Consider the following 24,818-nt stretch of genomic DNA (forward strand, 5'->3'; position numbering starts at 1 on the left):
AGCTGAACTACAGGTCCATCGCAACTTTCCACGCTGTGTGCATCGCACCTTCGATGTAGTCGACGTTCACCGCGTCACCAACGACATGCACGTCGGAGACGACGCCGATCAGAGCGTCGGCCAGTGGCGCCTGCGCCGACACACCCGAAGCGACGACAACCATGTCGGCCGAAGCTGTCAGTGTCTTGTCACCGGAACGGAATTCGACGTGCTCCTTGGTGATTCGCTGCACCGTTGAATTGCGGTGAATGTTCACACCGACATGCTTGGCGTGACGCACAGCCGTCCAGCGGCGCGGCATCGCCATCGGAATGCCCAACTGCTGACCTTCTTCGATCAGCGTCACATTGCGACCGCGCTCGGCCAGGAACTCCGCAAGCTCGAGTCCGACAAGCGAACCACCGATCACCACGACGTCCTTGCCCATGGGCAGGAACTTGCGAGTCACAGCTCGAATCGCCGCGGGACTCTTGGTGATACCGGACAGCTTGCCCAACTTGGCCATCGTCCGCAGGAACGGCGGTACCTGGGAGACGTCACCGGCGCCGGTCATCAAGGCGCGCAACGAGTCACCGGTATGTACGTGCGGGAGATCGCCGCCCGGAACACTCGGCCGCTCACGGACTGCACCGGTGGCCACGACTACGGCGTCGGGGTTCAGTGCCCGGATCGAGGCGACCGAGGCTTCGGTCTTCAGTCGAACATCGACACCGAGACGCTCGATTTCCACTTTCAACCAGCTGAGCAGACGCCCGTTGTCCGGGGTAGTGAGGCTCGAGAACCACAGGGTGCCACCGAGGCGATCGGACTTGTCCAACAACGTGACTCGGTGCCCACGTTCAGCTGCCACGCGGGCCGTCTCGAGACCGCCGGGGCCCGCGCCGACCACAACAACGTGCTTCGGAGTGCTGGTGCGAACGAAGGGAAGCAGTGCCTCGTTGCCCAGGGCGGGGTTGACAGCGCACAGCGGGGTCTCGTCCCAGAAGTTCTCCTGCACGCAGACGTAGCAATTGATGCATGGCCGAACACGCTCGGGTGCACCGTCTTTGAGCTTGTTCACCAACTGTGGGTCTGCCAGCAGCTGACGGCCCATTGCGGCGAAGTCCGTGCGACCTTCCGCGATCATCTTCTCGCCGACCTCGGGGAGCATACGTCCGACGGTGATCACGGGGATCGAGATCGCCTGCTTGATTCGAGTTGCATTGTCGGTGTAGTAGCCGACCTTGTCGGGCAGGGGGCCGTCGGTGAAGTTGGCAAAAGCATTCAGTGCGGTACCGGTGACATGGATGGCGTCGGCCCCGGCCTCTTCGAACATCTTCGCGGCCGCAGCAGCCTCGTCGACCGTCAGCCCGTCGGTTTCCCCATACTCTTGACCGGCCAGACGCACGATGACGGCAAGCGAACCGCCGACCTCCTCCTTGACCGCCCGAATAACCTCGCAAGCCAGGCGAGCACGGTTCTCCATCGAACCTCCGTACTCGTCGCTGCGCTGATTCGTGTACCGACTCAGGAACGCTCCGAGGACGTAGTTATGGGCACAGTGAATCTCGACGGCGTCGCCGCCCGCCGCCTTCACCCGTCCGGCGGCCTCGGCGAACATGCGGACCAGCCAATCAAGATCTTCCTTGGTGGCCTCGTGGTAGGTCGCCCTCTTGCCCTCGTTGATGGCAGCCATCTTGCCCAGTTCCTCGGGTGTGCAATCGGCCATCGCACTCATGTCACCCGGCGGCTTCGGCGTGGACGGGACCAACTGCGGTCGGCCGTCGAGGGTATCGATGCGCGCCACCTTGCCGTGGTGTGTCATCTGCACACAGAGCTTGCTGCCCGCGTCGTGCACCGCGTCGGCCAATGCTTTGAGTCCGGGGATGAACCGGTCTTCCGATAGCCCAGGTTCCTTGCGGCTGGTGCAGCCCAGCGGATACGCAACAGCGCAGCAACCGGTGATGATCAGACCCGTTCCACCGGCCGCGCGCGCCACGAAGTGGTCGATGTCGCCCTCTTCGATTTCCCCGTCTTCACACAGATTCATGTCCATGGCAGGGAGAACGACGCGATTGGGCACCGTCATCGGGCCGATAGTGCCTGGTGCGAGCAGGTGCGGAAAGGTCTGGCTTCGGATCGTCACGAGTGGACGCTAGAACTCGACGACGCCCGTCCGTTGCCGCACTCCCGATCAACGAGACTTCACGCGCTGTGACGTGCGAGGCACTCGGCTATCACCGCGAGCGCATATTCGAGGTCCGCGGATTCCACTCGCCCGTACCCGATGACCAATCCACCGGGGTCTCCGTGCGTTCGGGTGGACTCGACCAGAGTTGGCACTTCGACGCCGTGTTCGAGTGCCTCGCGGGCAACGACCTCTGCCAAATCTGCGTCGAGTATGAGCGTCGTATGCATGCCGGCGCCGAGTCCGCGCAGTTCGCCGAACGGTGACAGCGCCTCTTCCACTGCACGATCTCGTTCGCGGTACCGACGACGTGCCGTGCGGACCGCCCGATCCCATTCGCCGTCACGGAGTAGGGACAGGAGTGCTTGCTGCAGCGGAGCCGAGGGGAAGTCGCCGATTCGCTTGCGGTGTACTGCTATGCGGTCGACCAATTCGAGAGGAGCTACCAACCAGCCCAGTCGAATTCCCGCGCCGAGCGTCTTGGCAACCGTGCCGAGATACACCACCCGGTCCGGAGCCAACTGCGCAAGCGCAGGCAAAGGTGCTACGTCGTAGCGGAATTCGGAGTCGTAGTCGTCTTCGAACAGGACAACATCGCGGGTTCGAGCGAAGTCGATCAACTGATTGCGACGACGGACGGGAAGCAGCCCTCCGGTCGGATACTGGTGGGACGGTGTCACATACACGCCACGAACGTCCTCCGGTGCCGATTCGAGTTGGTCCACACAGAGACCGTGCGCATCAACCGGCACGTCCAGTAACGACCATCCGCATGCCGTTGCGGCCGAGGACGCGTAACGATATCCAGGATCTTCCATCGCCAGGACTGCACCACTGGTGCGTAACGCCGACAGGGCCAGGCCGAGGCCGTGGGTGGCACCCGAGGTGATCAGGATTCGCTCGGGTTCGACCGACATACCTCGGGCCCTCGCCAGCAATTGCGATAGTGCCGAGCGTAATTCGTAGTCACCCGCGGGATCGGGATCCTCGAATGGTGGTGGCTTGGCCCCGACGTCTCGCCACGCTCGACGCCACGCTGCCGACGCGCGCGGCGGCGTCCACGGCACACCGGGTCGAAGCCGCACCCTGGGCAACACCTTCTCGGCGGGCTTCGCGGTCGTAGTCGTGGGAGTGACCACGGGGGAGGGCGCCTCGGCAACGAAGGTGCCCGAACCGTGCACAGCGACCAGCCATCCCTCTGCGATCAACTGCTCATACGCCCGTTCCACGACGCCCCGCGCCACCGCGAGCTCTGACGCCAGCTTCCGGGAGCTGGGTAACCGCAGACCGACCGCCGCCTGACCACTGCGGATGTCAGCTCTGAGATGGTCGGCGACCTGGACCGGAAGCGCCCGCCGATCCGTCCGGTCGAGGACTACGGCTACCGCCGAAGGAAGAAACATCAGAACCTTTCCAAAGTGGCCTATCGAAGTCTCCACTGATTGGATCATGACTTGAAGCCACTTTGCCAGCAGCATTGTCTGCATGACAGATTCCGTTGTCCTCACCGTCCCAGCAGTTATTGCACCGCTGTCCCCGACAGCCCGTACGACGCACAAGCGGGCCCGCCACCACGGTGTCGCGGAACGAGCAGCCCTCGTCGACGTATTGCAGTCCGCGAAGCTGTGCCATATGGGCGTGACCGTCGGCGGAGTTCCCATGGTGTTTCCCACCGCCTACGGGTTCGACCTCGACGGCCCCGACCGCGGTGGGTCTATCTATGTTCACGGTTCAGTGGCTTCACGGAGCTTGGCTCCCGACAGCGAAATCTGCATCACCATCACGATCCTCGACGGACTCGTGTTGGCTCGGTCGGGCTTTCATCATTCGATGAACTACCGCAGCGGAATCATCGTCGGATCACCTCGAGTCGTGACCGACGGCGACGAGCGAGTGAAGGCGCTGAATCTGATCGTCGACCAAGTGGTTCCCGGTCGTTCCCAGTATCTTCGGGATCACACGCGCAAGGAAATGGCGGCTACCGTGGTTCTTGCACTGCCGTTGTACGAGGCTTCCGTCAAGGCCCGCGCCGGCGGGCCCGGTGACGATGCCGCCGACATCGGTGTCGAAACCGTTTGGGCTGGAGTAGTTCCTGCATCCACGCTCTTCGGTGAACCAATTCCGTCTGACGATCTCGACTCCAACGTCGAACTACCGGAACATATCTCGACGATGGTCTGATCCCACTCGCGAGTCCGACAACACACGTCGAGCACCGGGGCATGGTGATGCCCCGGTGCTCGCGTCTGCAGTTTGTGCCCGTTCAGGCGGCTGTGGGTGGGCTGTTCCCGCCGATCGGATGCTGATACGGATCGATCGACATCGGCGGATAGAACACCGTTTTTCGATCGGGGCCGATCTCGACTCGCCACTGCGTGTGGTGCAGTGTCCGATGATGGTGACCGCACAACAAGATCAGGTTGTCGAGATCTGTTGGGCCACCATCGTTCCAGTGAACGATATGATGGGCATCGCACCACCCTGATGGTGTCCCGCACCCTGGAAACGCACACCCACCATCACGGACGGCCAATGCCCGCCGCTGGGGTACCGTCGCGGTTCTCGCTTCCTTGCCGCAGTCGAGCGGAACACCGTTCTCATCCAGGAGGATTCGGGTGACGGTGCAGTCGCAGGCCAACATCCGTGCGGTATCGAGGCTGATCGGCCCCACCCAATCCGTCCACGCAAATCCCAGTTCCTGAGTCGACGGCAAGAGGTCTTTCAACGCTTGCAGGTCCGTCATGTCTTTTGCGCTGGCGGTGACCGTGATGTGCGGTTTCACTCCGCCCTCGATCGGACCCAACCCCGCCCGCTCGTACCGGCGCAGTAGTTCGCAGAACCCGTCCGCGCGCCGCAACGCCGGAGTGCGAGTGTCTTTGACGCCGTCTTTCTCCGGCGTCGGAGCCGACAGGCTCGACAACAGCGTGATCAAACGTGCCCCGTTGATCGCATCCAGATCGCCCTTCACCGACACGCGCCCGTACAGGCCTTTCGAGGCGTGAAACTCGTTGCGCTCCGAATCTTCCCCGACAGGGACGCCGTCTTCGCGTTTTCCGTACTGCTTCTCGATCCGCCGAATCGCCGCCCGCACCGCATCACAATCCGCAATGTTCCTCGACGCCAGATCAAGCAAAATCCCGCGTGCCTTGTCCACATCCGCCGGCGTCATGTTCTTCGGCGGATGCTGACAAAACGACGCCACCTGACGCGCCTTCAACGCATCCACATCCCCGCGATGGAACGCATCCGCCACAACAGGTTCCAGCAGCAACAACCGCGCCAAACTGACCAACAGACTGCACTCACCGATCTCCAAATTCGTCGAACCATGCAACCACTGCGCAATCGCCCGAAAACCCTTCCCGACCACAGTCTCCCGGGAAAACATCTCCACGATCAACAACACCATCCGCGACTGCAACTCATGCCGGACACGCACCAGATCCAAGACCTCACTCTTGAGGCCCTCACCATCCAGCTGCCACGCTTCCCGACTGTCCACGCAGCAATCATATTCGAACACAGTTTCGAATACAAGGGATAGGGAAACGAAACTAGCTGCTAATCAACAACTTTCGCATTCCAGGCGAAACGGGCAGGTTCTTGGGTCGCGGGAGTAGCCTCGACTCTGCCTCCCATGAAGGGCCGGACAAGATCCAGCGGCAAGGGAAAGACAACGGTGGAGTTGTTCTCACTACCGATCTCGTGAAGCGTCTGCAGGTAACGCAGTTGCAGGGTGGTCGGATTGCGGCTGATCACTTCTGCCGCTTCGGCCAGCTTGGCCGAAGCCTGAAACTCCGCGTCGGCGTTGATGATCTTGGCTCGCCGTTCGCGTTCGGCCTCTGCTTGCCGGGCGATGGCGCGCTGCATGTTGGCTGGAATCTCGACGTCCTTGATCTCCACGGTGGTGACTTTGACTCCCCACGGTTCGGTTTGCTGGTCGATGACCTTCTGCAAGTCCTCGTTGAGGCGTTCACGTTCGGAGAGCAGCGAGTCCAGCTCTGCCTTGCCGAGAATCGAGCGCAGTGTGGTCTGGGCGATCTGCGAGGTGGCGGCCAGAAAATCCTCGACCTCGACTATCGAACGGTCCGCGTCGACAACCCGGAAGTACGTGACGGCGGTGACCTTCACCGGAACGTTGTCGCGAGTGATCACCTCTTGGACCGGAATCTTCAGCGTCACGGTTCTCAGGCTGACCCGCTCCATGCGATCGATGGCCGGAACCAGAATCACCAGGCCTGGGCCTTTCAAGGTGATCAGTCGACCGAGGCGAAACACGACTGCGCGCTCGTACTCACGCAGGACCCTCACCGACATACCCAGGAGCACTGCAACCAGCACGACAAACACGGACAACACAACAAGGACGGTGGTCATAGCGGCAGCTCCCACGGTTCACGACGGCGCACTTTCAGAGTCAGGCCTCGAACCTGCTCCACGACGACGGATTCGCCTACGGCAGGTGCAGAATCGTCGAACCCGAATTCCATTCGAGCACTCCATAATCCGCCGTCCAGCTCGACCTGACCCTGCACACCTGTCCAACTGCGGACCGTCGCATCGGAGCCGACAAGCGACTCGGTCCCGGTACGCACGGGCGCGCGCCGCGCGGTAAGCGCTTTTCGGCTCGCTACCGCCACTACGCCCAGGCCGACCACCGCAACCCCCGCCGTCACCGGGATCGCGATCAATTGGCCGATACCGTCGGACGTGAAGAGCATCCAGACGCCCGCACCGATCAGAAGAGCTCCCAGCGCACCGAGCACCCCCGCGGTTGGGGCATGCGCCTCGACCACGATCAACAGGACACCCACCAGCAGGGCAACGACACCGATCGTCGTCATCACTCGTCTCCACGCTCGCGAGGACGCGGTCACGTCGCGTAGCCATTGTGCGATCGCGCCCTCGACTCCAACGGTAATCACGTTCGGCCGGATCTGCCACAGGCGCTTTCACATCAATTCAGAGAAGGACCTCACCGATCTGTCGCGCGGTCACCTTGGCGAGATCCGCGAGGAACGGAATCCGCTCGTCGATCATCAACTCCACAGGGCCACGGAGCCCGAGAGCGTAACGCACAGTGCCTGATCCATCGACGATCGGAATTCCGATCGTCCGGAAATCCGGGGTCAACTCTTCGTCGTTGAATCCGTAACCGCGCTCGCGGGTCAATTCCAACTCCCGACGGATACCGGCAACATCGGTGATCGCACGCTGGGTGGTCGCTTCACGTGGCAGGGCAGCGAGTTCCGAGTCGTCGACATCCGACCAGGCCAGAAAGGCTTTCCCCAGTGCGCTCGCATGCAAGGGAAGTCGAACACCCTGCAGCACGTGTCCGTCGGCCTCGCGCCACCGACTGAAACCGAGCAACACCACCTCGCTTCCGCTTCGCACTGCCAGCGAGGCGGATGCTCCTGTCGTCGCGGCCAATTGCTCCAAGTAGGGCTCGGACAGATAGATTCGATGCTGCCGGTAGGAGACCTGCCCGTAGGCCGCCAGCGCCGCGCCGATGCGATACCGACTGGTTGCATCGTCCTTCTCGAGGAACCCTGCGTCGACGAGCGACTGCAGTAATCGATGCGTGGTGCTGACCGCAAGCTCTTGTCGCCGCGCAACTTCCGAGACTCCCAGTTCTTCGCCACTGCGAAAACATGTGAGCATGGTCAGGGCACGGGTTACCGTCTGAACTCCCGCGCCGCGTGCGTCCGTCACGAACGATCCTTTCGCTGTGGCCTGATCGACCTGAGAATCGGACGCTAACACGGACCCACCAGTCCGGCCATCCTTTCCATCAGGTGGAAAGGAAGCAGATGGAGACCTGCAAAAGCCCAGATGAACAGACTTCCGATGTTGTCAAGATTTCCAATCTCCAGAAAACAAACGGGGGTAAAACGGACTGGCACCCAATAGCGTCATCGTCGTCAGTTCTGACGATTCAACGCCTGAAGGAGCCACATACATGTCCCGCTTCCGCCGACTGCCACGAGCTGCCGCTGCGCTCGCCATGATCCCGCTGGCCGGGTTGGCGGTGGCGTGTGGGTCTTCCAATTCCGACAGCGCCGCAGGCAATTCCAGCGCAGACTTCACACTCAAGGTCTTCGATCCCGGAAACTCCGGTGCCATCGCCGTCGGCAAGCGCGACGGAACCTACGACGAGGCGCTTGCACCGCTGGGCGCAAAGATCGAATGGGTCAAGACCACACCGGGATTCAGCTCCAACCTCAAACTTTTCAACAGCGGCGAACTCGATATCCAAACCGGCGCATACAGTCCCGTCGTCGGCGCACTGTCCAAGGACGTGGGTGTCCGCATCTTTGCGACGTCGGAACCGTACAACAAGGACCAGGCCGGCATCATCGCCACTCCGGAATCCGGCATCAAGACCGTGGCCGATCTGGCCGGCAAGCGCATTGCCGTCAACCCGGCCGGCAAGGGCGAGTACATCACGCTCAAGGCTCTGACACAGGCCGGAGTGCCGATCGATTCCGTCGAACGTGTTCCGCTGCAACAGGCAGACGCCGCGTCGGCATTCTCCACCGGGCAGGTCGACGCCTGGGCTTCGTTCCTGATTCCGTACCAGGAGGCCAAGGCCAAGGGCGCGGTCGAGATCGCAACCGAAGCGAGCATCGACTCCGTGGACAGCACCATCATCGCCGGCCGCACCGCGATTCTCGAAGAACACCCCGAGGTGGTCCAGAAGTTCCTCGAGGTCACCCAGGAACTCACCGCGAAGCAGCAGGCCGACCCGGCAGCATTCGAGAACGTCTTCGAACAGACCGGTCCGCGTGCACTCTCCGGACAGCGACTCGACGACGCGATCACCCTGGGCGGCCAGATCACCAACTTCCGCTACCCGACCGCAGCCGATGCCACCGACCTCGAATCCATCTCCACGCTGTTCGCCGACAACAAGGTGATCCAGCAGCCGATCAAGGGCAGTGACGTGATCTTCGACCTCCAGGGTGCTGTGGCAGGTTCGGCAGCGGCAGCACCCACCACCGAGGGGAAGTGACCCGATGGTGACGCTGACCCGGCCCGCACGAACTGCGTCGCCGTCAGTGGAGCATCCGCAACTCGAAACGCCCCGCTACCGGCGCAATCGCAGCAGGCCCAAGTGGGTCTCGATTCCCCTCCGTTTCCTCGTTCCGGCCCTGTTGGTTGCCGGATGGTGGATCGGGTCGGCTACCGGGCTGATCCGAGAAGAGATCCTGGCCGGGCCTCCGGCGGTGTGGACGGCTTTCGCCGAGCTGTACGAGTCGGGCCAGTTGGTCGACTTCGGTCTCGCGTCGCTTCAACGTGCTGCGCTCGGTGTTTCGGTCGGTGTGATCGTGGGATTGGTGCTCGGGGTTCTGTCCGGTCTCTCCTCGCTCGGTGAAGAGCTGATCGACTCCACCATGCAGATCAACCGCGCGGTGCCGTTCCTCGCGCTCGTTCCGTTGTTCATCGCCTGGTTCGGTATCGACGAAACCTTCAAGGTGGTGCTGATCGCCGTCGCAACCGTCGCACCCATGTACGCGTACACCTACCTGGGAGTGCGCGGAGTCGACCGCAAGATGGTGGAAGCGGCACAGGGTTTCGGGCTGACGGGTTGGCGACTGGTGTTCGGAGCAATTCTTCCGACCGCCCTCCCCGGTGTTCTGATGGGGCTTCGAATCTGCTTGTCGCTCAGCATTACCGGATTGATCGCAGCAGAGCAGGTCGGCACTCGTGAGGGCATCGGATATCTGGTCACCCTGGCGCAGGAATACAACCGCACCGACTACATGGTTCTGTGCATCGTCATGTACGCGGCGCTGGGCCTGATATTCGATGCAATCGTCAGACTGATCGAGCGGTACTCGATGCCGTGGCGGAGATTGTCGGTGGCACGATGACGAATACAACCATCGGCTCGCTTCCATCCACCGAAGCACCTCTGCCGCCATTGGCAACCCGTGAGCGGACCGGCACCACCGCAGCCGAGCGACGGGCCGGATCACCGGTAGCGGTCTCGCTCACCGGAGTGCGTAAGTCGTTCGGCGACAAGACTGTTCTAGGTGGTATCGACCTCGAGATCACGCGCGGTGAGTTCGTCGTCCTCCTCGGTCCCAGCGGTACCGGCAAGACGACACTGCTGCGAGTGCTCTCCGGACTGGAAGCACCGGACAGCGGTGAGGTGCTGGTCCCGCGCGATCGCACGGTCGTCTACCAAGAACCGCGATTGATACCGTCGAAGCGAGTTCTGGCCAATGTCACAGTGGGACAGAAGCGGTCACGTCAGGTGACCGACAACGCCCGCAACGCACTCTCCGAGGTCAACCTCGCGGACAAGCACCGCGCCTGGCCTGCCACCCTCTCCGGCGGCGAGGCCCAACGCGTCGCATTGGCTCGTGCCCTCGTCCGCGAACCTGAACTGCTGTTACTCGACGAACCCTTTGCCGCGCTCGACGCTCTGACGCGGCTCCAAATGCAAGACCTGGTAGGCGATCTGGTCGCGCGTCACCGTCCCGCGGTATTGCTCGTCACTCACGACGTCGACGAAGCCGTACGACTCGCCGACCGCGTGCTCATTCTCGACAAGGGCGGGTTTGCCGTGGACGTCGACATCGACTTACCACGCCCCCGCGATCGGAACGATCCCGAATCTTTGCGCTACCGAGCGAGTTTCCTGAAGGAGCTCGGCGTCGGCCGCACCTTCCCCGACGGACAGGACAGTCATGACATTGATCGCTGATTCCGCAATCGACACACTCTGGTACACCCGCTGCCCCGTCCCCACCGCGAGCGGTCTCGCCAACAGCCTCGGTTGGCTCGACCGGACGGCAAACGAAGCCGGAGTGCGTTTCGGCGTACTGCAAGATGCGGGACCGGAGTTGGCAGTTCGCCACTTCGACCACCAACTCTCCGGACTCATTCGCGAAGGCGGCAACGTCCCCGCGCTGGCCGCGCGTGCCGGTGGTTCACCGACGAGGCTGATCGGACTCACCTGGATCGACGAGGCCCAGGCGATCCTGGTGCGCGGTGACTCCGACATCCGAGAAGCAGGCCTGCTGGCCGGCGCTCGGATCGGAATCCCGGCCTGGGCGGCGGACCAGGCCAGGAGCTTTCCTCGTGCCATGGCTCTGCACGGCTTCGCCTCGGCACTTCGGCTGGGCGGGTTGAGTTTTGCCGACGTCACGCTCGTCGAGGTAGCAACGACGGCAGCCCCCGAGGTCCGCACTGCCTCCTCAAGTCGCGACACGACGTGGGGCGTCGAATCCCTGCTACGCCGCGACGTCGACGCCATCTACGTCAAGGGAGCCCGCGCCCAGGAAGTTGCCCGCGAACACGGCCTCGCGGTGGCCGTCGATCTCGATTCCACTGCATCCCTGCGTGATCGCGTCAACAACGGCACTCCACGCCCGATCACGGTTCACGCCGATCTACTCGAACAGCGTCCGGACATCGTTGTCGGTTTCCTCGCCGAGAGCCTGAGGGCGGCGGACTGGGCGGCAGCCAACCTCGACGAGGTCCGGGCTGTGCTGCAGACCGAAACACAATCGGGGCCCGAAGGTGTGGTGGCAGCGTACGGCGAGAACTTCCACACCGGACTGCACTTGAGCCTGTCGGACGAGCGTGTGGACCTGCTCGGCGTGCAGAAGCAATTCCTGTACGCGCACGGTTTCCTCGCCGCCGACTTCGACCTGCAGTCGTGGGTGGCGCATGAACCCCTGGAACAGGCACGCAGGCTTGTTGCGCAGAAGGGTTCAGCAGAATGACGGACGTCTACTGGGAGCTGCCCTCTCGCGGTGACGGACGCCGAGCAGTGGCCGCGCTGAACAGTCGCGGCGGCTTCGGGCCACAGCGACCGACTACCGTCGCGACCGATGTTCGCCCCGGAAACTTCGGGCCCTTCGACGAACTGGCGCAGATCGTTCTGGCAGCCGAACTGTCGGGCGTCGACGGCGTTGTCGCACCGTACGATCCGAGCGGCGAAGAATCCTGGATCGTTGCTGCCGCAGCACTGCGTCAGACGCGTCATTCGCGAGTGGTCGTCGAGTTTCACCCTACTTTCGGCACTCCAGTCTATGCCGCCAAAATGTCTGCGACACTTCAGCGTCTGTCGGCAGGTCGTCTCGAGTGGCGAGTGAAGGTCGATACCGACGCCGACGATGCCACCGCTCGCGGTGACGTGGTTCGAGGAGCCGACCGCTACGCCCGCGCCGCGGAGTTTCTGACCGTCGCACGCGGTGTGTGGAACGAGCAACAGATTCTGCCAGGTGGATTCGGCGGTACCGGCTACGACTTCGACGGCGAGTACTACGACGTACTCGGCGGCGGATTCCGAGGCATCTTGTCCGGACTCCCTTTTCCCCGAGTGCATCTGACCGGCGACTCTCCGGAAGCTCTGGAACTGTCCGCCCACCATGGCGACGTCCATCAGTTCACCCTCGCCGGTGACGAGTTGTCGACGCGGATCACCGCCCTCGACGACCGAGCGTCCGAACTCGGCAGGACAGTCGACAAGGTCCTGCGCATCCCGATCATCGCGCGGGAGACAGCCGACGAAGCCTGGGCTCGCGTCGAACGACAACTGAGAGAAGCTCATTCCGACACAACCGCAGTCGAGCGTGGCGGCATCCTCTGGTCCGGATTCGACCGCATCGGCTACGAGCACAGCATCGGACTCGTCGGAAGCTACGAGGAAGTGGCACAGCGACTGTCGTCGTATCGCGATCTCGGCGTGGACGGCTTCGTCTTGACAGGTCGACCACACATCGAAGAGCTGCACCGGGCGGGCGAGCATCTCCTGCACCTGGTCGATCCCGAGGGTCGGATCCGCAAAGAAGAGAAGGCCACCACAGAAGAGAAGGCCACCGCATGAGTATCGATTTCTATTGGCGGATCGGGATGGAGGGCGACCATGCGTCGCTGCGCACCCCGCGCCGCTACAACCGCGGCGACGCCGGTGGATACGGGCCGGGCAACATCGCTCCCGCGATCCGCGGCGGTGAGTTGGACGGATACAGCTACATCGACCACATGGCTGCGGTTGCAAAGGCTTCCGAGTCCGCCGGCTTTCTCGGTGGACTGCTGCCGTCCTTCCCGATGACCGAGGATCCGTGGGCGACCGCGGCAGCGTTGGCCGCCGAGACCACCACGTACCGATTCATGGTCGCGTTTCAACCGGGGTTCCTACACCCGGTGCAGGCCGCGCGGATGTCGGCCAGTCTGCAGCGCGCAACCGGCGGACGTCTGGTTTACAACATCATCAGTGGCGGCGGCGGAGCGCCTCAGCTGTGGTGGGGCGACAAGGTCGACCACGACGACCGCTACACCAGGACGTCCGAGTTCCTCGATGTCCTCAAAGGTGTGTGGGACGGCGAACCTTTCGACTTCGACGGTCGCTTCTTCCAAACCCAGGGCGCCGCACTGCCACCCGGACTTGCCGGCCAGCCGTTTCCCGAGGTGTACTTCTCCGGATCTTCGGCTGCAGCCGTCGCCGCCGCCGGACTGCACTCCGACTACTACCTTTCCTGGCTGGAGCCGTACGCCGATCTGAGAGCCAAGATCGACGGTGTGCGGGAGAACTCGGCCAAGCTCGGACGCACCCCGAAGTTCGCCGTACGCATCGACGTCGTGGCCCGGCACACCGAAGAAGCCGCGTGGGCCGAGATCGAGAAGGGTTGGGCCTTCGTCGACAAGGGCGCCGCCGACCGGGCAGCGCAAGGTGATTCGGTGGGTGCTGCCCGCATCAAGGGCTGGGTACCCGAACACATCACCGGCTACCGGGATCTGGAAGTGCAGCCCAATGTGTGGTGCGGTTTCAGCCTGATCCGCGGCGGACCGGCGTTCGGACTGGTCGGTAGCTACGAGCAGGTCGCCGAAAGACTCGACGAGCTGCGCGAGCTGGGCGTAGACGCCTTCATCCTCGCCGGCAACCCGCACCTCGAAGAGGCCTACCGCGTCGGCGAAGAAGTTCTACCTCTTCTGCAGCGCACCCCGATCACACCTTCTGGACTGGAGACCCGATGACCACCACCGAAACCCGTCTCGATGCCGACACCGCAGCATTTGTCGAGGACGCACGTAGAGCAGCCGACAAGGCTTTCGACGTCTTCCGCAAGACCGGAACGGTTGCGGCCAACGGGACCGTCAACTTCGTCGAACGCGTGCCGGGCACCGAAATTGCAGTCGCCCTGAACGATCCGGGACCGTGGGCGGATGACCCATCGGTGTCACCAGTGGTCGCCACCTTCGACGGTGAGGTGCTGTCCGGTACGGGATCGGCCGGTTTTGTCACCGGGTATGCGTCCGTGTTCCGTCAACATCCGGAGATCACCAGCGTCGTCCACATCCACACTCCGTGGCTCGGCGGTTGGGCCCAGACACACCGGACACTGCCGATCCGCTACGCGGCTTCGCAGAGGTTGACTCTCTCCCGAGAGATTCCGCCGCACATCGATCGGTCACGATCTGCCGGCGAGTTCATCCTCGAGCGCCTCGAACACGACCCCGATCTCGTCGCGATCTTCGAAGCCAACGGCGGGGTCAACGTCATCGGCCGCAGCGGGTTGCTCGACCTCGCGAAGTTCGTCGTCCTCCTCGAGGAAGGCGCACAGTTCCAGGCGATCGCCGAATCCCTCGGCGGCTCGGTCGAATTCGATCCGTCCAACCTCACCGTCCAGTGGGGGCGTAGCGGACTCGCCGACGAGGCGCGTCGACGCGGCCTCATCTAACCACCCCCATCACAAGTTCAGAACAGGAAACCGTAGATCCCATGACCGTTCGCGTCGGATACTTCCCACACAACAATTCGCTGTTCGTTCTGCGCCACACCGGAATCCTCGAACGCCGTCTCCCCGACGTCGAGTGGGTGGACCTGCGTGAGCTTCCCGCCAAGCCCGCGGTGAACCCGGAGAACGCGTTGCCGACCCTGCACTCGGACTGGCTCTTCGAGGAGAGCGGATACGACGTCATCGGAACCGGCTTCACGCCGCCCGTCACCGGACTGGCCCAGGGCCGTGACCTCGTCTACATCGGAATCTCCGGTCCCCGAGTGGAGAACGGGCGCCTGGTGGTCAAGGCCTATTCCGAGATCAAGTCGGTAGAGGACCTGCGCGGCAAGCGAGTCGGCATCGCGCACGGATCGTGGCAGACCACACTTCTGTTGTTCGCCCTGGATCAGGCGGGACTGACGTGGTCCGACATCGTCCCCGTCGACACCGACGTCCGCGGCGGTGGAGCGGACCTCGTCGACGGCACCATCGACGCCTGGGTCGGTGCGTACCCGGGGTTGACGGACATCGAAGCGAACCACGAACTGCGCACGCTGATCGCTACCGACGGACTCTTCAGCCACCCGTCACTGTGGTTCACCCGGCGCGACTTCGCCGACACCAACCCGGAGGCGCTTCAGGCGGTCATCGAGGCTCTGCAGGAATCCGACGCCTGGATCGAAGCCAACCCCCGCGAAGCCGCACAGATCTTCGTCGACGACGTCGAGAAGCGTGGCGGGTCCGCAAGCCTCGACGCCTGGGAAGCCGCACTGCGCGGACGTCCTTTCGGTGTAAACGCCGTCACCGAAGAATTCCTCGACGAGCAGCAGCGCGCGGCCGATCTCCTGCTGAACAACGGACTACTGCCGCAGGCGGTCACCGTTCGCGAAGCAGTAGTGCCGTGGATCAGCGAGTTCGTCGGTTCGGACCGTTCGTCGATCTGAGAGCCTGCACCTGGCAGGTGACAGATACCGGACGGTCTGCCATTGTGAAGGAATGCGGCGGCGTGTGGGTGAGAGTTGGTCCACGCGACCAGTCTCAGGGGTAACCCCTGGGTCGGCCAGAAGAATTGGATACTGCGTCCACCGGCGCTCTGCACGCTCCGCGTGCTTGCCGCCGCTCCGGACAAAGGATTTGGTCACCTCATGCCGCCGCATCCTGGGCTCGAATCATGCGTGACTTCGAACTCGATCCCGAGTTGGCGCGACTCCTGGCAGTTGCAGCCGCTGATGCTCCATGGACTCTCGGTGGGCTCGAAGAGGCATTCGGAACGGTCCACGGTGTCTCAGCGACATCGCTCGCCGTCCGAGTGCTCGACCTCATGCCGGCCCCACCGTTCGAACCACAGACCCTCTACCGATTGCTACGCGAACTGCCGCGGCTTCGACCAGTCCCGGTCTCACTCGACACCAACGAATCCTCGGTGTGGCGGTTCGACGTCCCCCGCTACAACACCAGTGCAGATCTGGCGCGTTCACTGGATCTGACGATCTCCGAACTCGAGTGGTTTGCCGACCGCGGGGAGTGGCTGCGTACGAAACCCCTACCGCTACGCCACTACCGGCCAATGCAGATCAGCAAGAAGGCAGGCGCTCGCCTCCTCGAGGTACCGAAACCTCGGTTGCGCGAAATCCAACGGAAGATATTGCGCCGCATACTCGATCAGGTGCCCGCACACGACGCGGCCCACGGGTTTGTCCGTGGTCGAAGTCCGCTGACTTTTGCAGCGCCGCACGCACAGTCGGAAATCGTGATCGGTGTGGACCTCGCACAATTCTTCCCGTCGATCACCGGTGAGCGAGTCCACGCGATCTTCGCCGCCCTCGGGTATCCACCCGCAGTGGCAGGAGCTCTCACCGGATTGTGCACCGTCGCAACACCTGCCGATACCCTGCGCGGTCTGCCGTACGCACAGGCGTCGCAGCTACGAACCGCGCATCTACCTCAGGGTGCGCCCACTTCGCCTGCACTGGCGAATCTCGTCGCGCGCAAACTCGACATCCGCTTGAGCGGGCTCGCACAAGCGAACTGGCTCACCTACACCCGCTACGCCGACGACCTCGCCTTCTCCGGAATCGAAGTAGCCGACGTCGGAACCCTCCTCTGGACGGTCGAGCAGATCACCAGGGACGAAGGGTTTGCCGTCCATCCACGAAAGACCAAGGTGATGCGCCCTCATCGACGCCAACACCTCACCGGACTGGTGATCAACGACCAACCGTCGTATCCGCGTGACGATTACGATCGCCTGCGCGCCCTGCTTCACAATGCCGCCAATACGTCTGCGCAGGAACAGAATCGGGACGGAATCGAGAACTTCCGGGCTCACATCCACGGCCGGATCGCGCACATCGGCGAGACCAGCGCTACGCGCCGACGCACATTGCTTCGCCTGGCCGAACGTGTGAATTGGGACGACTGACGCCCCCGAATCAGACCCGCGGGGTGTACGCCATGCATTCGACTTCCATGTGCGCACCCAACGCCAGTCCATCTGTTCCGAACGCGCTGCGTGCCGGCAGTCTCGATGCCGGGAAGTACTCGAGATAAACCTTGTTGAACTCCTGCCAGCGAGACATGTCGTCAAGCATGACAGTGCATTTGAAGATCGCTTCGACGCCGGATCCGTAGGCGATCAAAGAAGCGACGATGTTCTCCATGGTCTGGCGGGCTTGCGCTTCGAAGCCGTCGGCCAAGGTGCCGTCGGGAAGCATGCCGATCTGACCCGACAGATACAGAACGTCTCCGACTCGTACTCCGGTGGAGAACGGTGTGTCGAAAGCGGGTGGGATGAACTCGACGGTCTGAGATGAATCCATTAGGTCTCCTCGGAAGTGGAATATGCGTGGCGAGTGGGTGATTTCAGCGCACTGGACGGGCACGAACGTCGGCCAGGAAGTGCGCCACCAACTCGTTCCACGCGTGTGGGTCCTCGAAATAGGGGGAGTGACCGCGGTCGGCAAGCTCGACCACTTCTGCGTGAGGCAGGAACTCGGCGGCGCTGCGAATCCGCTCGGGTGTCATCAAGTCGTCCAGCTCACCTGCGATCAGGAGAACCGGCGCAGCCACCGCCGCGAGTTCGGCCGACGAATAGTTGTGGGCCTGGAGAATTCGGAAGAACTCGGTGTCAGGTGGGCGATGGCCGAAGGTGCCGAGAGCTTGGTACAGATATGCCCTCGCCATGTCCAAGCTCGGCAGCCGTCCGCCCACAGCGGGATGTTCCCCCAGGGGCCGCGCGGTGACGGGTGCTGCGGTGAGGGGCGGAGCGCTGTCCGGGCCGAAGCCGACGGGAATGCCACCGGTCGTGCAGGCCAGCACTACCGACTCCACCCTGTCCGGAACGGCGATCGCGGTCCCCAGTGCGGCCCAACCACCCATCGACTGGCCCACCACATGGGCTCGATCGACGTCCAACAGGTCCATGATTTCGATCAGATCAGAGACGGCCGCTACCGGGCCGTGGTTGCCGTTCTCGTTGGTAGAGCGGCCGAATCCTCGCTGATCCCAGCTGATCACCCGATAATGCTGAGCGAAGTAGGGCACCTGTTGGTACCAGACGGCCGCATTTCCGCCGAGACCGTGCGTGAGAATCAGATCCGGGCCGTCGCCGGCAGTCTCGTACCAGACCCGTTCGCCGTCTGCGACGGTGATGAAGCCCTCGGTTCGTGGAATCATCCTTCTTCTCCTGCGTCGGACGGGCGCTTGCCCGAAGTGTGGTCAGTGAGGAGTTGCTGCACTTCATCGGTCGCCCGCAGCAGGTGTTCTTCGACCATCCGCGTCGTTTTCGCGTCGAAGTCGGTGTCGAAACCGATCACCGTCAACGCGCAGAGGGGAGACCCCTTACGAGAAGACACTGCACGCGAGACCGAACCGATGATGTCCTGAGATCGTTTGTGGACGACAGCGAATCCGGTTTTCTGCGTCTCGGCGATGTCGGCGAGGAACCCGGTGGGGCCTTCGAGTGGATAGCCACTCTTTTCCACCATTGCCAGGTAAGGCGCCCGAGTGTTGTCCTCGAGTGCCGCCACCAACGCGAGCGGACCCGCGAACCGGTGCGGCGGAAGCAGATCCCCGAGCATCCGAGTGATCATCTTGAGCCGCTCGGGACGCAGCGCCGCGATGATCCGAGTCCCGCCGCTCTCGAGGACCTGCAGATTCACCATCATGTCCGTGCTCTCGGACAGCGCCTGCATGGTCGGATCGCACAAGGCTGCCAAGGAATGCGCGGCTGCTTCGTGGGAAACCTGCAGCGCGGCCGGTCCGGGGAGATAGCGACCGTCGTAGCGGAAGACCCACCCACGGTTCGCGAGTTCTCCGAGCACTCGGTGCGCAGTCGGACGGAGCATCCCGACTTCTTCTGCCAGTTCGCTGAGCTTCATCGGCGTGGTCGAGCGCGCGATGGCCTCGAGCAGATCCAGCGCTTTGTCGACGGCGGACGCAGAACCCTTCGTCATCCGATCCCCTCCCGGTGCCGCGTGAGTACCCGGCGATCCGAAATCTCGTGTTCTTGGAAAACCCTTGGCATTCACCTAGGAAATTACTATAGTCACAACAATCGTTCCGGCGTACGGAATTCTTTGAGCGTCTTCACCTTCCCACCGGACTCCCGGCAAGGAAGTCCTATCTTTCCCAGCGAGAGGCTTTCGGACATGACGGTTGGACATACCCTTCGGTCGACACCACGGTTCAGAGTTGTTGCCCTGGCCGCGGTTGCGACAGCTGCTTTGGCACTGACAGGCTGTTCGAGCGACGCCACGGCCTCCGACGACGGGGGCACCCAGACGACCACGATTCGTATCGCACCTCAACCGATCGCGGACTTCGCACCGATCTGGCTGGGTATGGAGCAGGGATTCTTCACCGATGAGGGGCTCGACATTCAACTGGTCGAGGGTGGGGCCAGCTCGTCGGCTCAAATTCCGTTGCTGCTCAGCGGAAATGCAGATATGGCAGCCACGACTGCCGCTGCCGCAATTCAGGCACGCAGCCAGAACATGCCCGTCACCATTGTCGGCGGGCTCACGAATTTTGCCGCGAATGACAGCGTCGACCAGTCCGGTCTCGTGGTCGCCAAGGACAGTTCCATCAGCGGCTTCCGTGACCTCGAAGGCAAGACCGTCGCGATCAGCGGTTTGAAGTCCGTCAGCGAAGCAGTCATCTCTGCCGCGGTGGAGAAATCCGGCGGAGCAGCGGACAAGGTCTCGTTCATTCAGGCGCCCATGCCCAACCTCGGCGACCTGGTTTCCACCGGCGGGGCCGACGCGGCATTCCTCATCGATCCGTTCCTGAGTAAAGCAACCGACTCGGGGCTGAAGATCCTCGGCCACCCCTTCCCCTTGGCCGCACCCGGTGTACCGGGGACCTCGCTGGTCGCTCCGGAATCGTTTGTCAATGCGAACCCGGACTCACTCGCGAAATTCCGTACGGCGCTTGCCAAATCAGTTGACTACGCCAATCAGAATCCGGGCGCGGTCAAGGCTGCACTCTCGACACAAGCCAAGATTCCGCTCGAAATGCTGGCCAACAGCAAGAATCCTCAGTTCGTCGCAGTAGTAGAACCGGGCGCACTCGGCATGGAGATCGAACTGCTGGTCAAGTACGGGGTTCTGACGGAGTCGGTTGACAGCGATTCCTTGCTGACTCCGGCCAACTGAGTTGTCTGCCTTGACAACCCCGAAAACACGCCGCAGGCAGGTACTGCTCGGACGGCTGCTGACGCTCTTCGCGTTGGCAGCCGCCTGGCAGGTCTTCGGAATGCTGGGCGACGAGAACGTCAAGGGTGTTCCGAAGTTCAGTGACGTGGCAGTGGCTTTCGTGGACGAGCTCGGTACCTCGTCGCTGTGGACGTCATTGGGACAGACCTTGACCACAACCGCCATCGGATTGGCTCTGTGCCTGGTGATCGGTATCCCGGCAGGACTGCTGCTTGCCGCGCACCCGTTTCTGACAGTCTCTTCCCGCTTCGTCATCGACTTCTGCCGGACCGTGCCTCCGCTCGCGATCATCCCGCTCTTTCTGTTGATCATGGGCCCGACACAACGTATGGCGGTGGCGCTGATCGTGGCGGTGAGCGTGTGGCCGATCCTGCTCCAGACCATCCACGGCGTCCGCAACGTCGATCCGGAACTACTTGCCACCGCACGCTCCTTCCGGCTTCCCCTGTGGCGCAGACTTGCTCTCGTAGTTGCACCCGCGTCGATGCCGTACATCTTCACGGGAATTCGCATCTCGGCAACACTGAGTTTGCTACTGACCATCGGCGCCGAACTGATTGCCGGCGTTCCCGGACTCGGCAAGGAAATCCTGCTGAGCCAATCCGTACCCGATCGAATGTTCGCACTGATCATCGTCGCCGGAGTACTCGGCATGCTGCTCGCCTTCGCTGTGATGGCAATCGAGAATCGTTTACTTGCTTGGCATTACATCCCGAGGAGGATGACGACGTGAGAATGATGTCCGGGATTCGACTCCTCGCGTGGGAGCTGTGGTTGCCGATCTTGATCGTCGTCGTGTGGTACTTCGGATCCGCGTCGAGTAAGTCTCCGTACTTTCCGCCGCTGTCACGAATCTGGAAAGCATTTGTGGACAACTGGTTCGGGGCAGGATTTGCACGCGATGTAGTGCCCAGCCTGACCAATCTCGGCTTCGGTCTCGCCGTAGCACTGGTGCTCGGCATCGGGACCGGCCTTCTTCTTGCACTGTTTCCACTGGCTGCAGACGTCGCCGATCCGTTTCTCCAATTCTTCCGTGCCATACCCGCACTGGCCGTACTGCCGGCCCTGTTCATCGTCTTCGGCACAGGTTCTTCGGGCAACGTCGCCGCCATCGCTTTCGGCGCGGTGTGGCCGATACTCCTCAACACCCTCGACGGCATTCGCTCCATCGACCCGAGTATTCGATTGGTGGCGCGCAGCTATCGCATCCGAACACCCCTGCTGGTCACGCAGGTACTCCTCCCCGGAGCGATGCCTCAGATAACCGTCGGTATCCGTACCAGTCTCGCGATCGGTGTCGTCATCATGGTCGGCAGCGAAATGTATGTCTCCACTGCGGGAATCGGCCACTTCGTGATCGTCGCGCAACAGACCTTTGCCATCGCAGACATGTGGTCCGGAATCCTCCTGCTCGGAATCATCGGGTATGTGCTCAACGTCGGCTACGGCGTGATCGAACGATGGTTGCTCAGATGGCAGCCTCGGACCCACGGCGCACTCGCAGTGAAAGGAAACTGATGTCATCCACAGAATCTGCGGCATCCACCCCCGCAGTCGAACTGAACGGCCTCGGAGTGACCTACGGCGGACCTACCGGCCGCGAAGTGCTTCGCGGGATCGATCTTTCGGTTGCACCGGGAGAAATCGTCTGCATCGTCGGACATTCCGGAATCGGCAAGAGCACGTTGATTCGTTGCATCGCCGGTCTGCAGAAGCCGACTACGGGTGAGATCCGCATCGCCGGGATCGCAATCGACGCTCCGCCCGCCACTCTTGCGCTCGTGTCGCAAGATTACGGACGCACACTGATGCCCTGGCTTCGAGTGGGCGAGAACGTTCGCCTGCCGCTGCGAGGCAACGGCCTGGCACGCAAGGTTCAGAACGAGAGGGTAACCGAGGCACTCACCGTCGTCGGTCTGGAAGGTGCTGCGCGTTCGTACCCTTGGCAGTTGTCCGGCGGAATGCAGCAGAGAGTGGCGATAGCTCGCGCTCTCGCCTATCGACCACAGGTACTTCTCATGGACGAACCCTTTGCGTCGGTCGATGCGCAGACCCGCGCGGAACTCGAGGACCTGCTGCTCACCCTTCAACGTGATCTTGGCATCACCGTCCTCCTGGTCACCCACGACGTCGACGAATCTGTGTACCTGTCGGACCGGGTGGTCGTCCTCGGCGGAACCCCGGCGTTGATGCAGGACATCGTCGACGTTCCGTTGACCGGTGCGCGAGATCAACTGACCACCAAAGCGGACCCACTGTTCATCGAGGCCCGCACGAGAGTGCTGACGTCGATCCAGCAGTCGAAGGTGGTGGCGCCCGTGTAGTAGGCGCCTCGCCTAGGCTGGCTCCGTGATCCTTCTCCTCATCGGCCTCGCGCTGCTCGGCTTCTGCGGCTACCGGTTCAGACAGGACAGGCGGAGGCTGAGCAACGGTGTCTATCTACTTCTGGGACTGATCTTCACCGGCCTCTGGATGTTGCAGTCGGGTGCGCCGGGAACCGAGGTCCCGTCGTTCGTGATCGCGACGATCGCTCTGCTCTCGCCGTTGCTGGTGCTCCTGCTCGCCGGGTTCCTGATCGTCAACGGGGTCACGATGCTGCGGCGCGAGGGATTCAGCGTCGCAAATCTGCTCTCCCTCGTCGCCGGCCTCGGACTGCTCGTTCCCTATGTGCTGCTCGCATCCGCGTTGCTGACGCAGAGGTATTGGCTCGCAGTCGTTCTCGGATCATTCAGTCTGGTCGCGTCGTACCTGGGGTTCTTGTTCACGAGTTTTCTGCTCTACTCCTACGTCTACGGACGCCAGAAGTACCAGCCCAGGATGGACGCGATAGTGGTTCACGGCGCCGGGCTTTCGGGCGCCGACGTGACGCCCCTGCTTGCCAGTCGTCTGGACAAGGCTGCGGACGTCTTTCGTGCCGAGGTCGGCGAAGGACGGTCACCGCTGTTGGTCGTCAGCGGTGGGAAGGGTTCGGACGAGGTCGTCAGCGAGGCGGAGGCAATGTGCGTCTACCTCGTCGATCACGGAATCCCGCGCGAGAACGTGATGCTCGAGGACCGCTCGACCACCACGCTCGAGAACCTCGAGTACACGCGGGACCTCCTCCGCGCCGACACCACGGACCCTCGAATGGTTCTGGTCACCAGCAACTTCCACATACTACGAACCGCGACGTTTGCCCGAAGCCTCGGGTTGGATGCGGAAGTCATCGGTTCCCACACCGCCCGTTACTACCTGCCGAGCGCCATTCTGCGCGAGTTCGCCGCCGTCACGGTGGAGCACAAGTGGCTCAACGGAACGGTCTGCCTGATCCTGGCCGCCCTACCTCCGCTGGTGGTCTGGGCGGCAGGAGGCATTTCGTAGCAAGGTTCACCGAATCAGGCTCTCGATTCCCGTCGGTCGGCGACCCAACAACAGTTCGACGGCCGCACTGCCGGCGAGGAAGTCATGGTGGTTGTAGAAGTCGAACATCGCGGCCAGACGCGAGCTGGCGTTGACGTCGAGGTCGTTGCCGATCCGTTCGCGCCATTGATCCACGCTGATCTGATCTATCGCGACGGTCCGTGACGTCTGCTTCTCCACCATCTGTGCCACCTCCATGACGCTCAGAGCTTCAGGGCCGCCCACTTCGTACGTCGCTCCGTGATGCTCGCCCGGGCCCTCGCTCAGAACCACAGCGGCAACGGCCGCCACGTCCGCCAAACTCACGAACGAGAATTTCGTGTCCGCGCTGTACGGCAAGACGATGGTCTCGGATCGACCGGTGAGTACCGCCTCGAAGTTCTCGGCATACGCACACGGCTGCAACACAGTCCACTTCAGCGGGGAGCGATGCAGTTCGTCCTCGCACCTGGCTTTGTCCAGGTGATGCGGCATGGACGGGCTGAACGGCCACGCGACGGAGTGATAGACAAAGTGCTCCACTCCCGCCGAAGCCGCTGCCGTCAGCGCATTGCGAAGAAGTGCCGGCTCGTCGGGATGGACGTTGGGGGCGATGAAATACACGCCTCGGCACCCGGCGAGCGCCTTGCGCAATCCGTTTCCCGTTTCGAGTTCGACCTGGAAGTCGCCGTCGACACGGGCCTTTCGCACCAGTCGCCGAACTGTCACGCTCGGCGGAAGTGCGGCGACAACTGCCTCACCGGTCTTACCCGCGGCGCCGATCACCGCAATGTCGGCGCCGCGAGCAATTCCGTTCTCCAT

General features: G+C 62.7%; 25 protein-coding genes. 15 read left to right on the top strand and 10 right to left on the bottom strand.

The genetic code is table 11. The annotated features are described in order from the left end of the window. Positions 1-7 precede the first annotated feature (7 nt). The gene (locus ACFT1A_RS20345; protein WP_378448476.1) at positions 8-2,125 is read right to left on the bottom strand and encodes an FAD-dependent oxidoreductase; all 2,118 of its coding nucleotides are present in this window, start codon (positions 2,123-2,125) and stop codon (positions 8-10) included. Positions 2,126-2,184: 59 nt separating this feature from the next. Further along, positions 2,185-3,570, bottom strand: a complete 1,386-nt coding sequence (locus tag ACFT1A_RS20350; RefSeq protein ID WP_378448477.1) for a PLP-dependent aminotransferase family protein — start codon at positions 3,568-3,570, stop codon at positions 2,185-2,187. A gap of 82 nt (positions 3,571-3,652) precedes the next feature. Here ACFT1A_RS20350 and ACFT1A_RS20355 point away from each other — a divergent pair, with 82 nt between their 5' ends. Further along, on the top strand, positions 3,653-4,348 hold the full coding sequence (locus ACFT1A_RS20355; protein ID WP_378448478.1) for a pyridoxamine 5'-phosphate oxidase family protein: 696 nt from the start codon (positions 3,653-3,655) through the stop codon (positions 4,346-4,348). Between the two features lie 82 nt (positions 4,349-4,430). Here the strand turns inward: ACFT1A_RS20355 and ACFT1A_RS20360 are convergent, their stop codons facing one another. The 4 genes from ACFT1A_RS20360 to ACFT1A_RS20375 form a co-directional block, all read right to left on the bottom strand. Next, positions 4,431-5,669, bottom strand: coding sequence for a DUF222 domain-containing protein (locus ACFT1A_RS20360; protein ID WP_378448479.1), 1,239 nt, complete (start codon positions 5,667-5,669; stop codon positions 4,431-4,433). A 59-nt stretch (positions 5,670-5,728) separates the two neighbouring features. Beyond that, complete coding sequence (locus ACFT1A_RS20365; protein ID WP_378448480.1) at positions 5,729-6,544, bottom strand: slipin family protein; 816 nt, start codon at positions 6,542-6,544, stop codon at positions 5,729-5,731. Next, positions 6,541-7,011, bottom strand: coding sequence for an NfeD family protein (locus ACFT1A_RS20370; RefSeq protein WP_378448481.1), 471 nt, complete (start codon positions 7,009-7,011; stop codon positions 6,541-6,543). The genes ACFT1A_RS20365 and ACFT1A_RS20370 overlap by 4 nt, the downstream gene beginning before the upstream one ends. Positions 7,012-7,129: 118 nt before the next feature. After that, on the bottom strand, positions 7,130-7,879 hold the full coding sequence (locus ACFT1A_RS20375; protein ID WP_378448482.1) for an IclR family transcriptional regulator: 750 nt from the start codon (positions 7,877-7,879) through the stop codon (positions 7,130-7,132). Positions 7,880-8,126: 247 nt separating this feature from the next. Between ACFT1A_RS20375 and ACFT1A_RS20380 the strand changes: the two genes are divergently transcribed. The 9 genes from ACFT1A_RS20380 to ACFT1A_RS20420 all read left to right on the top strand — a co-directional run bounded on the left by ACFT1A_RS20380 (position 8,127) and on the right by ACFT1A_RS20420 (position 17,326). Continuing rightward, positions 8,127-9,179: an NrtA/SsuA/CpmA family ABC transporter substrate-binding protein gene (locus ACFT1A_RS20380; RefSeq protein ID WP_378448483.1), complete on the top strand. Its 1,053-nt coding sequence runs from the start codon at positions 8,127-8,129 to the stop codon at positions 9,177-9,179. 4 nt (positions 9,180-9,183) lie between these two features. Then, positions 9,184-10,041 carry an ABC transporter permease gene (locus tag ACFT1A_RS20385; RefSeq protein ID WP_378448484.1) on the top strand — a complete coding sequence of 286 codons (858 nt, stop codon included), beginning with the start codon at positions 9,184-9,186 and terminating at the stop codon, positions 10,039-10,041. After that, complete coding sequence (locus ACFT1A_RS20390) at positions 10,038-10,880, top strand: ABC transporter ATP-binding protein (protein ID WP_378448485.1); 843 nt, start codon at positions 10,038-10,040, stop codon at positions 10,878-10,880. The genes ACFT1A_RS20385 and ACFT1A_RS20390 overlap by 4 nt, the downstream gene beginning before the upstream one ends. After that, positions 10,864-11,904: an ABC transporter substrate-binding protein gene (locus tag ACFT1A_RS20395; RefSeq protein WP_378448486.1), complete on the top strand. Its 1,041-nt coding sequence runs from the start codon at positions 10,864-10,866 to the stop codon at positions 11,902-11,904. Before ACFT1A_RS20390 ends, ACFT1A_RS20395 begins: the two co-directional genes overlap by 17 nt. Next, positions 11,901-13,010, top strand: coding sequence for an LLM class flavin-dependent oxidoreductase (locus tag ACFT1A_RS20400; protein WP_378448487.1), 1,110 nt, complete (start codon positions 11,901-11,903; stop codon positions 13,008-13,010). Before ACFT1A_RS20395 ends, ACFT1A_RS20400 begins: the two co-directional genes overlap by 4 nt. Next, entirely contained in the window at positions 13,007-14,161 is a 1,155-nt protein-coding gene (locus ACFT1A_RS20405) for an LLM class flavin-dependent oxidoreductase (RefSeq protein WP_283306422.1), read from the top strand. The genes ACFT1A_RS20400 and ACFT1A_RS20405 overlap by 4 nt, the downstream gene beginning before the upstream one ends. After that, the gene (locus ACFT1A_RS20410) at positions 14,158-14,865 is read left to right on the top strand and encodes a class II aldolase/adducin family protein (RefSeq protein ID WP_378448488.1); all 708 of its coding nucleotides are present in this window, start codon (positions 14,158-14,160) and stop codon (positions 14,863-14,865) included. The genes ACFT1A_RS20405 and ACFT1A_RS20410 overlap by 4 nt, the downstream gene beginning before the upstream one ends. Before the next feature lie 41 nt (positions 14,866-14,906). Further along, a complete protein-coding gene (locus ACFT1A_RS20415) occupies positions 14,907-15,848 on the top strand; it encodes an ABC transporter substrate-binding protein (RefSeq protein ID WP_378448489.1) in 942 nt (313 codons plus the stop codon). Between the two features lie 227 nt (positions 15,849-16,075). Then, complete coding sequence (locus ACFT1A_RS20420) at positions 16,076-17,326, top strand: reverse transcriptase family protein (RefSeq protein ID WP_378448490.1); 1,251 nt, start codon at positions 16,076-16,078, stop codon at positions 17,324-17,326. A 10-nt stretch (positions 17,327-17,336) separates the two neighbouring features. Here the strand turns inward: ACFT1A_RS20420 and ACFT1A_RS20425 are convergent, their stop codons facing one another. The 3 genes from ACFT1A_RS20425 to ACFT1A_RS20435 are packed head-to-tail and all read right to left on the bottom strand — an operon-like array spanning position 17,337 to position 19,358. Continuing rightward, on the bottom strand, positions 17,337-17,723 hold the full coding sequence (locus ACFT1A_RS20425) for a RidA family protein (protein ID WP_003946047.1): 387 nt from the start codon (positions 17,721-17,723) through the stop codon (positions 17,337-17,339). Positions 17,724-17,766: 43 nt separating this feature from the next. Then, the gene (locus ACFT1A_RS20430; protein ID WP_378448491.1) at positions 17,767-18,579 is read right to left on the bottom strand and encodes an alpha/beta fold hydrolase; all 813 of its coding nucleotides are present in this window, start codon (positions 18,577-18,579) and stop codon (positions 17,767-17,769) included. Further along, positions 18,576-19,358 (bottom strand): IclR family transcriptional regulator, encoded by a 783-nt coding sequence (locus tag ACFT1A_RS20435; protein WP_378448492.1) that lies wholly within the window; start codon positions 19,356-19,358, stop codon positions 18,576-18,578. Before ACFT1A_RS20435 ends, ACFT1A_RS20430 begins: the two co-directional genes overlap by 4 nt. Positions 19,359-19,553: 195 nt before the next feature. Here ACFT1A_RS20435 and ACFT1A_RS20440 point away from each other — a divergent pair, with 195 nt between their 5' ends. Genes ACFT1A_RS20440 through ACFT1A_RS20460 form a run of 5 tightly spaced genes read left to right on the top strand, consistent with a single transcriptional unit; the run spans position 19,554 to position 23,978 of the window. Further along, positions 19,554-20,558 (top strand): ABC transporter substrate-binding protein, encoded by a 1,005-nt coding sequence (locus ACFT1A_RS20440; RefSeq protein ID WP_378448493.1) that lies wholly within the window; start codon positions 19,554-19,556, stop codon positions 20,556-20,558. 10 nt (positions 20,559-20,568) lie between these two features. Then, entirely contained in the window at positions 20,569-21,351 is a 783-nt protein-coding gene (locus ACFT1A_RS20445) for an ABC transporter permease (RefSeq protein ID WP_317556499.1), read from the top strand. Between the two features lie 2 nt (positions 21,352-21,353). Then, positions 21,354-22,136, top strand: coding sequence for an ABC transporter permease (locus ACFT1A_RS20450; protein ID WP_378448521.1), 783 nt, complete (start codon positions 21,354-21,356; stop codon positions 22,134-22,136). Then, positions 22,136-22,942: an ABC transporter ATP-binding protein gene (locus tag ACFT1A_RS20455; RefSeq protein WP_378448494.1), complete on the top strand. Its 807-nt coding sequence runs from the start codon at positions 22,136-22,138 to the stop codon at positions 22,940-22,942. The genes ACFT1A_RS20450 and ACFT1A_RS20455 overlap by 1 nt, the downstream gene beginning before the upstream one ends. A gap of 25 nt (positions 22,943-22,967) precedes the next feature. Next, on the top strand, positions 22,968-23,978 hold the full coding sequence (locus ACFT1A_RS20460) for a YdcF family protein (RefSeq protein ID WP_378448495.1): 1,011 nt from the start codon (positions 22,968-22,970) through the stop codon (positions 23,976-23,978). A 6-nt stretch (positions 23,979-23,984) separates the two neighbouring features. On the opposite strand, the gene ACFT1A_RS20465 is transcribed toward ACFT1A_RS20460, so the two are convergent. Next, entirely contained in the window at positions 23,985-24,818 is an 834-nt protein-coding gene (locus tag ACFT1A_RS20465) for an NmrA family NAD(P)-binding protein (protein WP_378448496.1), read from the bottom strand.

The organism is Rhodococcus sp. NPDC057135 (assembly GCF_042670865.1).
GTDB lineage: Bacteria > Actinomycetota > Actinomycetes > Mycobacteriales > Mycobacteriaceae > Rhodococcus_F.

Bases quoted from the DNA above. Each gene is read 5' to 3' on its own strand.
- ACFT1A_RS20440 (WP_378448493.1), top strand. From the start codon at position 19,554: ATGACGGTTGGACATACCCTTCGGTCGACACCACGGTTCAGAGTTGTT.
- ACFT1A_RS20385 (WP_378448484.1), top strand. From the start codon at position 9,184: ATGGTGACGCTGACCCGGCCCGCACGAACTGCGTCGCCGTCAGTGGAG.
- ACFT1A_RS20400 (WP_378448487.1), top strand. From the start codon at position 11,901: ATGACGGACGTCTACTGGGAGCTGCCCTCTCGCGGTGACGGACGCCGA.
- ACFT1A_RS20370 (WP_378448481.1), bottom strand. From the start codon at position 7,011: ATGACGACGATCGGTGTCGTTGCCCTGCTGGTGGGTGTCCTGTTGATC.
- ACFT1A_RS20435 (WP_378448492.1), bottom strand. From the start codon at position 19,358: ATGACGAAGGGTTCTGCGTCCGCCGTCGACAAAGCGCTGGATCTGCTC.
- ACFT1A_RS20350 (WP_378448477.1), bottom strand. From the start codon at position 3,570: ATGTTTCTTCCTTCGGCGGTAGCCGTAGTCCTCGACCGGACGGATCGG.
- ACFT1A_RS20410 (WP_378448488.1), top strand. From the start codon at position 14,158: ATGACCACCACCGAAACCCGTCTCGATGCCGACACCGCAGCATTTGTC.
- ACFT1A_RS20405 (WP_283306422.1), top strand. From the start codon at position 13,007: ATGAGTATCGATTTCTATTGGCGGATCGGGATGGAGGGCGACCATGCG.
- ACFT1A_RS20380 (WP_378448483.1), top strand. From the start codon at position 8,127: ATGTCCCGCTTCCGCCGACTGCCACGAGCTGCCGCTGCGCTCGCCATG.
- ACFT1A_RS20390 (WP_378448485.1), top strand. From the start codon at position 10,038: ATGACGAATACAACCATCGGCTCGCTTCCATCCACCGAAGCACCTCTG.
- ACFT1A_RS20425 (WP_003946047.1), bottom strand. From the start codon at position 17,723: ATGGATTCATCTCAGACCGTCGAGTTCATCCCACCCGCTTTCGACACA.
- ACFT1A_RS20365 (WP_378448480.1), bottom strand. From the start codon at position 6,544: ATGACCACCGTCCTTGTTGTGTTGTCCGTGTTTGTCGTGCTGGTTGCA.
- ACFT1A_RS20450 (WP_378448521.1), top strand. From the start codon at position 21,354: ATGATGTCCGGGATTCGACTCCTCGCGTGGGAGCTGTGGTTGCCGATC.
- ACFT1A_RS20455 (WP_378448494.1), top strand. From the start codon at position 22,136: ATGTCATCCACAGAATCTGCGGCATCCACCCCCGCAGTCGAACTGAAC.
- ACFT1A_RS20420 (WP_378448490.1), top strand. From the start codon at position 16,076: ATGCGTGACTTCGAACTCGATCCCGAGTTGGCGCGACTCCTGGCAGTT.
- ACFT1A_RS20430 (WP_378448491.1), bottom strand. From the start codon at position 18,579: ATGATTCCACGAACCGAGGGCTTCATCACCGTCGCAGACGGCGAACGG.
- ACFT1A_RS20415 (WP_378448489.1), top strand. From the start codon at position 14,907: ATGACCGTTCGCGTCGGATACTTCCCACACAACAATTCGCTGTTCGTT.
- ACFT1A_RS20465 (WP_378448496.1), bottom strand. From the start codon at position 24,818: ATGGAGAACGGAATTGCTCGCGGCGCCGACATTGCGGTGATCGGCGCC.
- ACFT1A_RS20395 (WP_378448486.1), top strand. From the start codon at position 10,864: ATGACATTGATCGCTGATTCCGCAATCGACACACTCTGGTACACCCGC.
- ACFT1A_RS20355 (WP_378448478.1), top strand. From the start codon at position 3,653: ATGACAGATTCCGTTGTCCTCACCGTCCCAGCAGTTATTGCACCGCTG.